The organism is Streptomyces sp. NPDC045955, from assembly GCF_056430805.1.
In genome coordinates this window covers 37,274-51,682 of sequence record NZ_JBWKKY010000003.1, presented here as the reverse complement: position 1 = coordinate 51,682, position 14,409 = coordinate 37,274, and the positions used below count along the sequence as shown (strand labels likewise).

Genomic DNA, 14,409 nt, shown 5'->3' with positions numbered 1-14,409 from the left:
TTTCTCCCCGGACGTCTGCCGTCCGATAACACACTGACGGTCAGCCGGATTGACGCGCCCACGAGGCCGGTTCCGGTTCTCGAGGAGTTCCACCACATGGTGAAAGACCTGCGGATCCTTCTTGTCGACAACTACGACTCCTATACCTGGAATCTCTTCCAGCTGATCTGGAAGGTCGCCGGCGTTCCCCCCGTCGTCGTACGCAACGACGAGGCGACGGTGGACGACCTGCTGGCACGGGACTTCACCCATGTGGTGATCTCCCCGGGGCCCGGCACCCCGGCGCGGGAAGCCGACTTCGGACTCTGCCGTGACCTGCTGCTGCGGGCCACCGTGCCCTGCCTCGGCGTCTGCCTCGGCCATCAGGGGCTCGTCGTCGCCTTCGGCGGCGAGGTCGGCCACGCGCCGGAGGTCGTCCACGGCCGCACCAGTGCCATCACGCACACCGGCAGTGGCGTCTTCGCCGGCCTGCCCCAGGGCTTCCAGGCCGTGCGCTACCACTCCCTCGCCGTCACCGAGCCGCTGCCCGACGACCTCGTCGTGACCGCCCGCGCCGAGGACGGCGTGGTGATGGGCCTGGAGCACCGTGAACGGCCCCTGTACGGCGTGCAGTTCCACCCCGAGTCGGTGGAGAGCGAGTACGGCGAGGAACTGATCGCGAACTTCCTCGGCATCCCGCCCGCCCTCCGGTGGAACGACCTCGACACCGACCTCGAGGCCCAGGAGCTGTTCCTGCGCGCCTTCGCCGACAGCCCGTACAGCTTCTGGCTGGACAGCTCCCGCGCCGCCTACGGCATGGGCCGCTACAGCTACCTCGGCTCCTGCGCCGGACCCGGGCTGGAGGTGATCCGGGCCTACGCGGCGACGAACGTCGTGGAACACGAGACCGGTGACACCATACGGCCGGTCCCGGGAACCGTCTTCGACGCGTTACGCGCCGGCCTCGCCGCCACACCCGTCCGGCCCGGCGCCTCCCCCGTGCCGTTCGCCGGGGGGTACGTGGGCTACCTCGGCTACGGCCTCAAGGGCAGCACCGGCATCGGGCGCCCCGGCAGCGGCGAGCGCCCCGACGCGGAGCTCCTGCGCGTCGACCGGTTCGTCGCCTACGACCACGAGACCGGCCGGCGGTTCCTCGTCACCGTGGGCCTGACCGCCGAGGAGCACACCGCCTGGTGCGACCAGATCCGCGACCTGGCCCGCCGCGCACCCGTGCCGCGGCCCCGCCGCGAGACGGCCCCGGCCGTACTGGAACCCGGCGTCGACCGGGCGACCTACCTGCGGCACTTCGACACGGTGCAGCGCTGGCTGCGCGACGGTGACTCGTACGAAGCCTGCTACACGTACCAGATACGCGGCACCAGCGAGGCCGATCCGCTGGAGACCTATCTGCTGCTCAGGTCCACCAACCCCGCCCCGTACTCCGCGTACCTGCGCCTCGGGGACCGGGCGGTGCTCAGCTCCTCGCCCGAGCGGTTCGTGACCGTCGGGAACGACGGCGAGGTCGAGACCAAGCCGATCAAGGGCACCGCCCCGCGGCACGACGACCCCGTGGCCGACGAGGCCGCCCGCCGGGCCCTGGAGTCGGACCCGAAGATCCGCAGCGAGAACCTGATGATCGCGGACCTGCTCCGCAACGACCTCGGCCAGGTCTGCGACCCCGGCACCGTGTACGTGCCGAAGCTCATGGCCGCCGAGTCGTACGCCACCGTCCACCAGCTCGTCACGACCGTCCGCGGCCGGCTGCGCCAGGACCGCGACGCCGTCGACTGCGTGCGTGCGCTCTTCCCCGGCGGCTCGATGACCGGCGCGCCGAAGAAGCGCACCGTCGAGCTCCTCGACGAGCTGGAGCCCGAGGAACGCGGGACGTACTCCGGCAGCCTCGGCTTCTTCGGCTTCGACGGCCGCGCCGACCAGAGCATCGTCATCCGCACCATCGTCTGGGAGGGCAACCGGGTGCGCATCGGTGTGGGGGGTGCGCTGATCGTGCTCTCCGACGCCGAGGAGGAGTTCCAGGAGACACGGCTCAAGGCGCGGGCGCTGCTGCGGGCCCTCGGCGTCGGCGAACTCACCGACGTCATGACGGAATCGAGTACGAAATGCCAGACATGAGCGCGGACGTCTTCGACGCGTCCGGCGTGGTGGACGTCGGGCCCGCGGGACCGGACGAGGCGGAGGCGGTGGCCGCGGCGGTCACCGCGCTGCTGCGCGAACTGCGCGGCGACCCCGGCCACACTGTCGCGGGCCTCGTGGCGGCCGTGGGCGACGCCATCGCCGGCCGGGACGACAGGGGTGTGCTCGTGGCGCGCGGCGCGGACCGGCGGGTCGTCGGTGTCCTCGCGTACACCACGCAGACCCCGCTGCGGCTCGCCGCGCCCTACCGGCAGGTGCAGGAATTGTGGGTGGCGCCCGAGCTGCGCTCACGCGGCGTCGCCGCGCTCCTGCTGGACGCGCTCGACGAGGCCTGCGCCGCCGACGGCGTTCGCCGCGTCGAAGTCTGTCTGCCCTCGCCCGACTTCGCGGGCTACCCCCGCACCCTGGCGTTCTACGAGCGCGTGGGCTTCCGGGCCGTCGGCCCCCGTGTGATCAAGGACCTGTCATGACGCTGCACGTGGTCGTGGAGGCGGAAACCGGGGTCCTGCCGTTCACGGTGGAGCCGTCCGGTGCGCGGGTCGCCAGCAAGGAGGTGCCCGAGCGCATCCACCGCATCCTGGCGGGCCTGCGCGACGGCGGCGCGGAACTCGCCCCCGCCGCCGGGCCGGACAGCCGTGCCCGCGCGGACAGGCTCGTCGCCGCCACGCACGAGCCCGCCCTGCTCGAGCACTTACGCAACGGTGTCCCCGAGGGCGAGGAGTCCGTCCTCGACGACGCGTTCGCCGCGCCGGGGCTCACCCAGGAGACCCCCGTCACCCGCGCCGTATGGCCTGCCGCCCGCCGCGCGGCCGCCGCGGCCGTCGCCGCCGCGGAGCTGACCGCACGGCGTCAGGAGCCCGCGTACGCCCTCGTACGCCCCCCGGGCCACCACGCGGGGCCTGGATGGTACGGCGGCTACTGCTTCCTCAACAACGCGGTCGTGGCCGCCCGCACCCTGCGCGAGGAGGGCGCGGCCCGGGTCGGCATCCTCGACATCGACTACCACCTGGGCAACGGCACGCTCGCCTGCGTGCGGCGCGACCCGGCGCTGCCGTTCGCATCCGTCCACTCCAGCGACCCGGAGGACTTCCCCTACCGGTTCGAGCCCGGCACCGGTCTGTTCGGCGTGGCCGCAGACCCCGGCGCGGAGGAGTACCTCGCCCTGGTGAAGGACGCCCTCGAAGCGCTGCGCGGGCCCGACGTCGACGCGCTGGTGGTCTCCGTCGGCTACGACGTGCTCCGTGACGACCCGCATGGCTCCTGGAGCCTGCCGCCCGAGGTGTTCGGCCCCGTCGGCGCGCTCCTGGCCGCGCAGCGGCTTCCCACCGTCTTCGTCCAGGAAGGCGGATACGGACTCGCCAACCTGCGCGGCGCGGCCCGCGCCCTGACCCTTGCCCTGGAGGCGTCGTGACCGACCCCGCCCTGACCGACCCGACCCACGACAGCGTGCTGCGGCCCTACCGCGAACGGCTGGAGGCACTGGACGAGCAGCTCGCGGAGCTCGTCGCGGCGCGCCTGGCCGTCTGCTGCGAGGTCGCCGAGGTGAAACGGGTCCACGACATCCCGATGATGCAGCCCCGCCGGGTCCACGCGGTCCGCGAGGCGTACGCGGCCCGCGGTGAACGCCACGGTGTGGCACCGGACTTCATGCGTGCCCTGGCCGGCCTGCTGATCGACGAGGCGTGCCGCCTGGAGGACGAGATCATCGACGGTGCCCCGGCGCCGGCGTCACCCACGGAGGCACGGCGATGAGCCTGACGTTCACCACCCTCGGCCCCGAGGGCAGCTGCCACGAGAACGCCGTGGCGCACTACTTCGCGTTCCAGGGCATCGAGAAGGACGCGGAGATCGACCTCACGCTCGACCTCCACGACGGTCTCGAACGCGTCCGCCGCGGCGAGATCGACTACCTGGTGCAGTGCAGCGCCCACCCCGAGGTGCACCTGATCACCGAGCGGTACTTCGGGGAGGTCCACGTCGTCGACACCTTCGTGTACCCCACGAAGGAGCTGGTGCTGCTGAGCCGCAGCGACGTGGAGCGCCCCCGCAGCCTCGGCCTGGTGCCGGCGACCGCCGGGTACGTGGACGTGACGCAGTGGGAGGAGGTCGTCCGGGAGCCGTCCAAGCCGGTCGTGGGCCGCCACCTCCTGGAGGGCAGGTACGACTCCGGGCTCACGCACCTGGAGTACCTGGAGCAGTCGGACGGCGCGCTGCGCCTCGACCGCTACATCGGCGCGGTCACCACGACCTGGGTCGTCTACGGCCGCCGTCCGCGGTTCACCGGCGACGTGATCGGCACCCCCTGCCGCGACTACCTGCTGGGAGATGCGAAGTGACGGAAACACAGACCGCGACCGGGACCGGCCCCGCCCGGAAGATCCTCGTCTGTGACACCACGCTGCGCGACGGGGAGCAGACCTGCGGCGTCGCCTTCCGGGTCGAGGAGAAGGTGAAAATCGCCCGACTCCTCGACGAGATGGGCGTCGACTGCATCGACGCCGGCTTCCCCGCCTCCTCCGAGGCCGACCGGGAAGCCGTGCGCGCCATCGCCGCGCTGGGCCTGCGCGCCCGTGTCGTGGCGTTCTGCCGGCCGAACCGCACCGAGATCGACCTCGCGAAGGCGTGCGGCGCCGACGCCATCTACACCTTCCTCCCGACGTCCGACGTGCACATGCGGGTCAAGTTCGGCGGCACCGACAGCGCCGTCCGTGACCGCCTCAAGCGCGAGATGGCCGACGGCGTCGCGTACGCCAAGAGCCTCGGCATGTTCGTGGGCTGCGGCTCCGAGGACGCCACCCGCACCCCGTACGACTACCTCGAAGAGGTTCTCGTCCTGGCCCAGGACAGCGGCGCGGATCTCGTCGGCGTCGCCGACACGGTCGGCTCCACCACGCCCGACGCGTTCCGTGCCCTCATCGCGCGGCTGCGCGAACGGATCAGCGTGCTGCTGTCACTGCACTGCCACAACGACTTCGGGCTCGCCACGGCCAACACCATCGCGGGCGTCCTCGGCGGCGCCGACGAGGTCCAGTGCACGATCAACGGCATCGGCGAACGGGCCGGCAACGCCTCCCTGGAGGAGGTCACGGTCGCCCTCACGCAGCTCTACGGCTACCGGACGAACGTCGACCTGTCCCGGCTCAAGCCCATGTCCGACCTGATCGCCGGCCTGTCCGGCATCGATGTGAGCCCCATGAAGCCTGTCGTCGGAGGCCACGCCTTCTCCCACGAGTCCGGGCTGCACGTGTCGTCCGTGATGAAGGACTCCTCCGCCTACGAGCCACTCAGGCCCGAACTCGTCGGCCACACGAGGCGCATCGTCATCGGCAAGCACTCCGGCAAGTCCATCGTCGCGTACGTCCTGGACGCCCATGGACTCGCCCACGACGACACGGTCCTCGGCGATGTCCTGCGCGAGGTCAAGGACGTGGCCGTCCGCACCAAGTCCAGCGTCACCGAGGCGCAGATGATCGAGATCTACCACCAGCGACAGGGAACGGCACTGAAGGCATGAGCGCACAGCACGACCGCACCTGGTTCGAGGAGCAGGCGTTCTGGGACGACTTCTCCGTCCATCTGTTCTCCGATGAGCGCGCCGCCGAGGCGGCCCGGATCGTGGCCGAGTCGCCGCTGTTCCGTTTCCCGCCCGGCGCGCGGGTCCTCGACCTGTGCTGCGGGCCGGGCCTGTTCACCGTCCCGCTCGCCGAGGCCGGACACGCCGTCACCGGAGTGGACCGCAGCGCCGCGCTGCTGAAGGCCGCCGACGAGGCGGTCCGGGAGGCGGGCGCAGACGCGCGGTTCGTCGAGGCCGACATGCTCCACTTCGTCGAGCCGGAGGCGTTCGACGTCATCATCAACATGTACACGTCCTTCGGTTACTTCGCCCGGGACGAGGACAACCTCCAGGTGCTGCGCAACGCCCACACGAGCCTCGCGCCCGGCGGCACGCTCCTCGTCGACGTCGTCGGCAAGGAAGTCCTCGCCCGGCTCGACGAGCGGGTCTCCCTCACCGAGCACGACGGCCGGGTCCTCGTCCAGCGGGACACCGTCCTGGACGACTGGTCGCGGCTGCGCAGCGACTGGTTCTCCATCGACGGCGACCGCGCCGCCCGCGCCTCGCTGACCCTGTGGCTCTACAGCGCCGCCGAGCTCCGGCACATGCTGCGGAGCGTGGGCTTCGAGGACTTCAGGGCCTTCGGCGGCTATGACGGCTCGCCCTACGACCACCGGGCCGACCGTCTTGTCGTGGTCGCACGTAAGGGCGTGGCCGCGCGTGGGGAGTGACGTCACGGTCGTCAGGTCCGTGTCCGCCGTCGAACGGGCGGAATGGGACGCGCTGGTCCCGGAGCACCAGGTGTACCTGACGTATGACTGGCTGCGGGCCGTGGAGGAGTGCTTCGGCTTCGAGCTGGTCCTGTTCCTGCTGCGGCAGGACGGCCGCACCGTCGCCGGGCTGCAGAGCGTGCTGCTGCGCGCCCCGGACTCCTTCCCCTACCACGACCCGGTCGGCGCGCTCTTCGGCGACTACGAACTGGACCACCTGCGCCAGGCCCTCGCCCGCGACCGGTCCGGGGCGGAGACCGCCGAGGCCGCCGCGCTGCTTGCCGCCGTGGTGCGCACCGAGGCCGTCCACGCGCGGTCCGTCGCCTACCCCGCGCTGGTCGTCACCAGCCCGTACGGTTACGCGAGCGACATCCTCACCCTGCCGTGCTGCGACCGAACCGCGGCGGTGGACCGGCTGCTGCACGCCGTCGACGAGTACTGCGCCGCCGAGGGGATCCCCGCCCGTTGCTTCCTGTGGCACGCGGGCACCGGCGACGGCCTGCGCGGCGTCCTCGCCGACCACGGCTATCTGGAGTTCCTCTCCGACCTGGAGTACGACCTCGACGTCTCCTCCCACGCCGTCCTGGACGACTACGTCCGCGGCCTCGGCCGCAAGCGGCGGACCGTCGTGCGTGCCGAGATGCGCCGCTTCGCCGAGAGCGGCCTGCACATCGAGCGGGTGAAGGACCCGGGCCCGACCGTGATCGCCCGGTGCGCGGTGCTGTCCGAGGGGCAGCACGAGAAGTACGGGCTGCCCGTCGACCGGGACGCGATGGAGCGGCTGTTCACCACGCTCCTGGCGGCGGAGCGCCTCGGCCCCACCCTGCACGTGGTGCGGCGCGACGACGCCGAGGCGGCCGACGACATCGCCGGTTTCCTGCTGTGCCTGGAGGCCGGTGGGGTCCTCCATCCCAAGTTCCTGGGCTTCGACGCCGCGGCCGTGGGCACCGCCCACGCCTACTTCAACCTCACCTTCTACCACCTCGTGGAGCAGGCCCTGGCGGCGGGCGCCCGGCGTATCGCGTACGGCATGGGCTCGCCCGACGCCAAGCGGTTGCGCGGCTGTGGCCCCGGGCCGGTCCGGGGCTGGATCCGCCTGTCGTCCCCCGCCGCGCAGCGGCGCCTCGAGCTGTACGTCACCGTCTTCGACTGCCTGAAGAGGCAGCTCCTCGGTTCTCCGGAGGGAAGCAGCGCGCCATGACTCTTGTCCGACAGCTCTTCGAGCACGCACTCGGCCGTCCCGTCCGCACCGGAGAGGTCGTCGATCTGCCCTTCGACCTGTGCTGGGGCAGCGAGATGACGGTCAAATGGGCCCTCGACATCCTCCGGGACAGCGGCTTCGACGACGCCTGGATCGCCGAGGGCATCGCCCGGCAGCGGGAGAGGACCGCGTTCGTCTTCGACCACGTCGTGCCCACCCACACCGCGTCGATGGCGTCGATCCTCGTCGAGTTGCGGCGGTTCGCACGGGAACACGGCATCCGCGTCTTCGACGTGGGGTACGACGGCGGCATCCAGCACAAGATCCTGATCGAGCAGGGGCTGATCCGGCCCGGCGACGTCGCGGTGGGAGCCGACTCCCACAGCTGCACCGCCGGCGCCGTCGCCTCCCTCGCCACCGGCATCGGCTCCACCGACCTCGCCATGGCGCTGGTCCGCGGCACGTGCTGGATGCGGGTGCCCGAGGCCACCTTGGTCCGCTTCCACGGCTCGCTGCGCCCGCACGTCCAGGGCAAGGACGTGGCGCTGCACCTGTGCGGGCTGCTCGGCGTGCACGGAGCCGTCTACCGCAGCCTGGAGTTCGGCGGTCCCGGCCTCGCCTCGCTGGCGATCAACGACCGGCTGTCGCTGAGCAACATGGCCGTAGAGATGGGCGCCAAGTACGGCCTGTTCCCCACCGACGAGGTCCTCGCGGAGTACCTCGGCGACACCGCGTACCCCACCTTCACCGTCGACGAGGACGACGCCGAGTACGTGGACGTCGTCGACGTCGATCTGGGCCGGATCGAGCCGACCGTCGCCCTGCCGTTCTCGCCCGACAACGCCATCGGCGCCCACCAGCTCCAGTACGTGCTGCGGCACTGGGACGAGTACGCCGGCCGCCCGGATGTCATGACGGGCGTCGCCCCGCTGGCCGCCCGCGCGAACGAGCGGGGCGAGATACCGGTCGAGCAGGTCTTCATCGGGTCCTGCACCAACGGCCACCTGGAGGACCTCCGTGTGGTCGCCGACGCCCTGCGCGGCAAACGGGTCCAGGACGGCGTGCGCACCATCGTCATCCCCGCCTCCCAGAAGGCGTACCGGGCCGCGATGCGGGAGGGCCTGATCGACGTCCTGCTGGAGGCGGGCTGCTACGTCGAGTCCTCCAGCTGCGGGCCGTGCATCGGCATCAAGTCCGGTGTGCTCGGCAAGGGGGAGGTCGCCGTCTTCACCTCCAACCGCAACTTCCGCGGCCGCTGCGGCGACGTGGACGCCGCCGTCGTCCTCGCGAGCCCCGCGGTCGCGGCGCGCGCCGCGCTCACGGGGGTCCTCGCGCCGATCGGCGACCGCGGCCACTACTACGAGGGCGATGACCAGGTCCGCGCCGCCGTCGAGGACCTGTTCGCGCTGCACACGGTGCGGGAGGGCCGCACCACCGGCGCCGCGTCGGCCGACTCCGGCACAGCCGCCGCCTCCGGCGTTCCTTCCGGGGGCGCGGACGACGCGGCCGGAAGCCTCGCCTGGGTCTTCGGCGACCACGTCAACACCGATGTGATCCTGCCCAGCGTCTACTGCCAGATCCCCGACCCCGCCGAGTACCGCAAACACATCATGGCCCACGCCGGCAACGAGGCGTTCCTGGAGCACTACCGGGCCACCGGCCACGACCTGGGCGGCTCCCTCATCGTCGGCGGCATGAACTTCGGCTGCGGCTCGTCGCGGGAGAACGCCCCCATGGGCATCAAGGCGGCCGGCGTCCCCTTCGTCGTCGCGCACAGCTTCGCCCGCATCTTCGCCCGCAACGCCCTCAACATCGGCCTCCGGCTGGTCGAGGTCGGCGACTTCGCGTACGAGATCCGCGAGGGCGACCGGCTCGTCGTGGACGACGAGAGCGGAAAGCTCGTCAACGTCACGCGCAGCACGTCCGCGCCGATCATCCCGCCCTCCCCGTTCGAGCGGGAACTGCTCGCCGCGGGCGGCCTCGTCGCCTACGTCCGCGCTCAGGTCGGGACGGGAGCACCCGCGTGACCCACGTGACCGGGACGATCGCGGTCATCCCCGGCGACGGCATCGGCCCGGAGGTGATGGCCGAAGTGCTGAAGGTCCATGCCGTCGTCGACGACCTCTTCGGCACCGGCCTGACCACCGACGTACTGCCCTACGACGCCGACCACCACCTGAAGCACGGCGGCACCGACATCGACATCCCCGGCATCAGGGACCGCTACCGGGCCGTTCTCCTCGGTGCCCTCGGTGACCCCCGCGTCCCGGACAACGCGCACGCCCGGCAGATCATCGGTGGCCTGCGCCAGCAGCTGGAACTGGGCGTCAACCTGCGTCCGGTACGGCTGCGTTCGCTGCGGCACTGCCCGCTGAAGCACGTCACCTCCACCGGCGCCGTGGACCTCGTCATCGTCCGCGAGAACACCGAGGACGTGTACGTCGGTGTCGGCGGCACGGTCCGCGGCGGTCGGCCCGGGCACGTCGCCATGGAGGTCGCCGTGCACACGCGCGCGGCCGTGGACCGGGCTGTACGGGCCGCGTTCGGCCTGGCCCGCGCACGCCGCCGCAAGGTCACCCTCGTCGACAAGAGCAACGCCATGCCCAGCGCGGGCCCGCTGTGGCAGGAGCGGTTCCGCGCCGTCGCCGCCGCCCACCCGGACGTCGAGCACGACCACCTGTACGTGGACGCCGCCGCCATGGAACTCATCCGCGACCCGGCCCGCTTCGACGTCGTGGTCGCGGCCAACCTGTTCGGCGACATCCTCAGCGACGAGGCGGCCCAGCTCGCCGGTGGGCTCGGCGTCGCCCCCTCGGCCAGCTACGACCCGCAGGACGACGCCTTTCTCGGCGTCTTCGAATCGGTGCACGGCAGCGCGCCCGACATCGCCGGCACCGCACGCGCCAACCCGATCGCCTCCGTCCTGAGCTACGCGATGCTGCTCGACCGGATGGGTCTCGGCGACGCGCACGCCGCCGTGGAGAGCGCCGTCGACCAGGTGCTGGAGTCCGACGTACTCACTCCCGACCTGGGCGGCGCCGCCCGCACCGACGAGGTCGGTGACGCGATATGCCGCCTGATCGCCCGCCGCGACAAGGACTGACGACATGAACGAACCCGCGAAGTTCCTGTGGTGGCGCGGCGCGCTCGTCCCCGCCGCCGACGCGACACTGACCCTCGCCAACCACAGCCTCCACTACGGCCTGTGCGTCTTCGAGGGGATCTCCGCGTTCCCGGACGGGGACGCCGGGCACCACATCTTCCGGCTGGAGGAGCACCTGACCCGGTTCGCCGAGTCCTGCCGCCTGGTGGGAACCACCCTCGACCTGCCCCTTGAGGAGCTCGCCACCGCCTGCCACGACACGCTGCGCGCCAATGGGCTGCGCCGCGCCTACCTGCGGCCCCTGGCCGTCCTGGGCGACGGGGTGCTGGGCCTCGCCGAGCCGGGGGCGGCGGCCGAGGTGGCCGTGCTCGCCTTCGACGTGGCCCGTTTCGACGAGCAGGTCCGCGCCCAGCGGCCCCGGCTGACCCTCTCCACGGTCGCCCGGCTCAGCCCCCGCGCCTTCCCCACCAAGGCGAAGGTCTCCGCCGCGTACCTCAACTCCCGTGCGGCCTGGGCGGACGCGCGGCGGCGCGGTTACGACGACGCCCTGCTGCTGGACGACACCGGCGCGGTCGCCGAGTGCTCCGTGCAGAACGTCTTCGGGGTCCGCGGCCGTACCCTCCTCGTGCCCGACTCCGAGGCCGCGCTCGACGGCATCACGCTCGCGTCCGTCGTCGATATCGCCCGTGACCTCGGCCACGAGGTGGTCCGCGCCCGCGTGGCGCCCGAGGAGTTGCTGGCCTGCGACGCGCTGTGTGTGGCGAGCACCGCCGGCGGGGTACGTCCGGTGCGGTGCGTCGACGACACCGAGTTCGCCTGCGACCACCCGGTCGCCACGGAACTCGTCCGCGTCTACCGGCAGGCCGAGCAGGGGCTGCTGCCCGCGTATCGGGCCTGGAGGTCTCTGCCGTGACCCGCGTACCCGTGGCCGACCTGTATCCCGCCCTGCCCGAGGACTTCCGCCGCGCCACCGAGGCCCTGGGCAGGGCTCACTGGCGGATCGCCCACTCCGGTGTGCCGCGCGCCGAGGACGCCTGGAACCCGGTCCGGCCGCTGATGCTCGGCGCCGCCGCGTACGAGCGGGTCGGTGCCGTCGCGGACCGTGCGGCCGGGCTGGTGCTGGACGCCTGCCGACGCCGGGCGGCCACGGCGGGCGGACTGCTCGACGTGCTCGGCATGCCCCACGGCTGGTACCCCCTGCTCAGGCCCGACGCCCCGTTGGACGAGCGGCTGCTGACATCGGTGCGCGCCGATGTGATGGTGGAGCGCGGGGAACCCCGGATCCTCGAACTGAACATCGACGGCGCTGTCGGGGGCGCCATCGAGGGCGACCTCATCGCGGCACAGTTCCAGAAGGTGTACGCCGACGGACTGCCGGCCGCGGTCGCGGCCGGCCCGGTCTCGCTGCGCACTCCGCCGTCGTCCGTGGACGCGTTCTTCACCGAGCTGGTCTCCCACCTCGATCTGGCCGAGGGAGCCTGCCTCGTCGTCCCCGTCTTCCGGGAGGACGGGCTGGACGCCTTGGCCGACCCGGACGACTTCATCGCCTTCCTCGGTCCGCTGGCCGAGCGGGGCAAGGCCCACGGCATCACCGTCGTCGGACATCCGCTGGAGCTGCTGACCCTGGACGAGCGGCGGCGGCTGCGCGCCGGGGAGCAGGTCGCCCACGGCGTCTTCCGTCTCTTCCTGCCCGTCGAGCAGCAGGGGCCCGGCCTCGACGCCCTGGCCGGTGCCCTGCGCGCCGGCACCACCCGGATGTACACCCCGGAGGCGACCAGCCCGGTCAGCGACAAGAGGATCCTGGCCTGGATCTGGGAGGATCTGCCCGAACTGGACGCAGCAGAGCGGGACTTCGTACGCCGCCACGTCCCGCGCACCACCTTCGCCCGGGCGGACCGCCTGCGTGAGGACCGGACGCGGCTGATCCTCAAGCCGGGGGACGGATACGGCGGCACCGGGGTCGTCCCGGGCCGCTCCGTGAGCGAGGCGCGCTGGCGCGAGCTGGTGCTGGACGCCGCCGCGCACGACACCCACGTCCTCCAGGACGCCGTGGACGGCGACCTCGTCACCATGAGCTTCGTACACGAGAAGACCGACGACGTGCGCACCGAGGCCGTGCCGTTCGTGCTCGGTCCGATGATGTACGGCCGCGTGTTGTCCGGCATGTACGTCCGCCATGGCAGTCCCCGGTCGGCGCACGTCATCAACACGCACCAGGGTGCCGCGTCCAACGGTGTGCTCATCGTGGACCATCCCGTGGACCCCACGGCTGTGACGGATCCGGCGGCCCGGCGATGACCGACGGGCGCCGCGCACCGACGCTCCTGGACACGCTGCGCCAGCGCAGCTTCCGTGCCCTGGCGGCCGGACGGATGGCGACCTACGTGGCCAACGCGATGGCGCCGATCGTGCTGTCCTTCGCCGTCCTCGACCTCACGGGCTCGGTGGTGGACCTCGGGATCGTCGTCGGCGCGCGGTCCGTCGCCAACGTGGCGCTGCTGCTGTTCGGCGGCGTGATCGCCGACCGGCTGCCGCGCCGGCTCGTCCTCCAGGGCACGAGCGCGGCCGCGGGGCTGGTCCAGGCGGTCATCGCGGCGAGCGTGCTGCTCGGCTTCGCGTCCGTGCCGCTGCTTGTCCTGCTCAGCGTCGTCAACGGCGCGGTCGCCGCGGTGTCGCTGCCGGCCGCCGCCGCGCTGGTGCCGCAGACCGTCCCACCCACCATGATCCGGCAGGCCAACGCGCTGGTACGGATGGCCGTCAACGCGGGCATGGTCATCGGGACCTCCACCGGCGGCATCGTCGCCGGGGCGGCCGGCCCCGGCTGGGGCATCGCCGTGAACGCGGCCGTCTTCCTGGTGGCGGCCGCGTGCTTCACCGGGATCCGCCAAGTCGCCGCCACCACGCCGACGGGCGGCGGCGGCCCCACCCGCCCGCTCGCCGAACTCCGCGAAGGATGGAAGGAGTTCGTCTCGCGCACCTGGGTGTGGGTGGTCGTCCTGCAGTTCCTGGTCATCAACGCCGTCGTCGCGGGCGGGCTGCAGGTCCTCGGCCCCACCGTCGCCGACGCCTCCTTCGGTCGCACCACCTGGGGACTGCTGCTGGCCGCCCAGACGGCGGGCGCGTTCGCGGGCGGCATCGTCGCGGCCCGCTTCCAGCCGCGGCACGCCCTGCGGTACGGCGCCGCCGTCGGCGCGTTCGAGGCGCTGCCCCTGCTGGCCCTCGCCACCACCTCGCACACGGTCCTTCTCGCCGCCGCGATGTTCGTCAACGGCGTCGCCCTCGAACAGCTCGCGGTGGCCTGGGACGTGTCCCTCCAGGAGAACGTCCCGCCCGACCGGCTCGCGCGCGTCTACTCGTACGACGCGCTCGGCTCCTTCGTCGCCATGCCCGTCGGGGAGATGGCGGCCGGGCCGCTCGCCCTGCGCACCTCGGTCGACACGACCCTCGTGATGGGGGCGCTCCTGGTCGTCACGGCGACCGCGCTGGCGCTGTGCAGCGCCAGTGTGCGTCGGCTGACCGTGCGCTCCGCGAGAGAGCACCTGTCGCGGGAGGGCGCGACGAGCTGACCCCGACACCCCGCCATCCATGCCATCCACGCCATCCACGCCATCGTCCACGCCGCCGCACCTGTCGACCACTACGCACCACTCGG

At 72.2% G+C, this 14,409-nt stretch carries 13 protein-coding genes; all 13 read left to right on the top strand.

Annotated features, from left to right (window positions below; translation table 11 throughout):
- The first annotated feature begins 96 nt into the window (after positions 1-96).
- The 13 genes from pabB to AC07F0_RS06590 are packed head-to-tail and all read left to right on the top strand — an operon-like array spanning position 97 to position 14,323.
- Entirely contained in the window at positions 97-2,109 is a 2,013-nt protein-coding gene (gene pabB / locus AC07F0_RS06650; protein WP_478975121.1) for an aminodeoxychorismate synthase component I, read from the top strand.
- Positions 2,097-2,600, top strand: a complete 504-nt coding sequence (locus tag AC07F0_RS06645; RefSeq protein ID WP_478975118.1) for an N-acetyltransferase family protein — start codon at positions 2,097-2,099, stop codon at positions 2,598-2,600. Before pabB ends, AC07F0_RS06645 begins: the two co-directional genes overlap by 13 nt.
- Complete coding sequence (locus AC07F0_RS06640) at positions 2,597-3,541, top strand: arginase family protein (protein ID WP_478975116.1); 945 nt, start codon at positions 2,597-2,599, stop codon at positions 3,539-3,541. Before AC07F0_RS06645 ends, AC07F0_RS06640 begins: the two co-directional genes overlap by 4 nt.
- A complete protein-coding gene (locus AC07F0_RS06635; RefSeq protein WP_478975113.1) occupies positions 3,538-3,882 on the top strand; it encodes a chorismate mutase in 345 nt (114 codons plus the stop codon). The genes AC07F0_RS06640 and AC07F0_RS06635 overlap by 4 nt, the downstream gene beginning before the upstream one ends.
- A complete protein-coding gene (locus AC07F0_RS06630) occupies positions 3,879-4,466 on the top strand; it encodes a hypothetical protein (protein ID WP_478975111.1) in 588 nt (195 codons plus the stop codon). Before AC07F0_RS06635 ends, AC07F0_RS06630 begins: the two co-directional genes overlap by 4 nt.
- Positions 4,463-5,644, top strand: coding sequence for a LeuA family protein (locus AC07F0_RS06625; RefSeq protein ID WP_478975108.1), 1,182 nt, complete (start codon positions 4,463-4,465; stop codon positions 5,642-5,644). The genes AC07F0_RS06630 and AC07F0_RS06625 overlap by 4 nt, the downstream gene beginning before the upstream one ends.
- A complete protein-coding gene (locus AC07F0_RS06620) occupies positions 5,641-6,414 on the top strand; it encodes a class I SAM-dependent methyltransferase (RefSeq protein ID WP_478975105.1) in 774 nt (257 codons plus the stop codon). Before AC07F0_RS06625 ends, AC07F0_RS06620 begins: the two co-directional genes overlap by 4 nt.
- A 19-nt stretch (positions 6,415-6,433) precedes the next feature.
- On the top strand, positions 6,434-7,654 hold the full coding sequence (locus AC07F0_RS06615) for a GNAT family N-acetyltransferase (RefSeq protein ID WP_478975103.1): 1,221 nt from the start codon (positions 6,434-6,436) through the stop codon (positions 7,652-7,654).
- A complete protein-coding gene (locus tag AC07F0_RS06610; RefSeq protein ID WP_478975100.1) occupies positions 7,651-9,681 on the top strand; it encodes a LeuD/DmdB family oxidoreductase small subunit in 2,031 nt (676 codons plus the stop codon). Before AC07F0_RS06615 ends, AC07F0_RS06610 begins: the two co-directional genes overlap by 4 nt.
- Entirely contained in the window at positions 9,678-10,757 is a 1,080-nt protein-coding gene (locus AC07F0_RS06605; protein WP_478975097.1) for an isocitrate/isopropylmalate dehydrogenase family protein, read from the top strand. The genes AC07F0_RS06610 and AC07F0_RS06605 overlap by 4 nt, the downstream gene beginning before the upstream one ends.
- A 4-nt stretch (positions 10,758-10,761) precedes the next feature.
- Positions 10,762-11,670: an aminotransferase class IV gene (locus AC07F0_RS06600; protein WP_478975094.1), complete on the top strand. Its 909-nt coding sequence runs from the start codon at positions 10,762-10,764 to the stop codon at positions 11,668-11,670.
- Complete coding sequence (locus AC07F0_RS06595; protein ID WP_478975091.1) at positions 11,667-13,055, top strand: hypothetical protein; 1,389 nt, start codon at positions 11,667-11,669, stop codon at positions 13,053-13,055. The genes AC07F0_RS06600 and AC07F0_RS06595 overlap by 4 nt, the downstream gene beginning before the upstream one ends.
- Positions 13,052-14,323, top strand: a complete 1,272-nt coding sequence (locus AC07F0_RS06590; RefSeq protein WP_478975088.1) for an MFS transporter — start codon at positions 13,052-13,054, stop codon at positions 14,321-14,323. The genes AC07F0_RS06595 and AC07F0_RS06590 overlap by 4 nt, the downstream gene beginning before the upstream one ends.
- Positions 14,324-14,409: the final 86 nt, after the last annotated feature.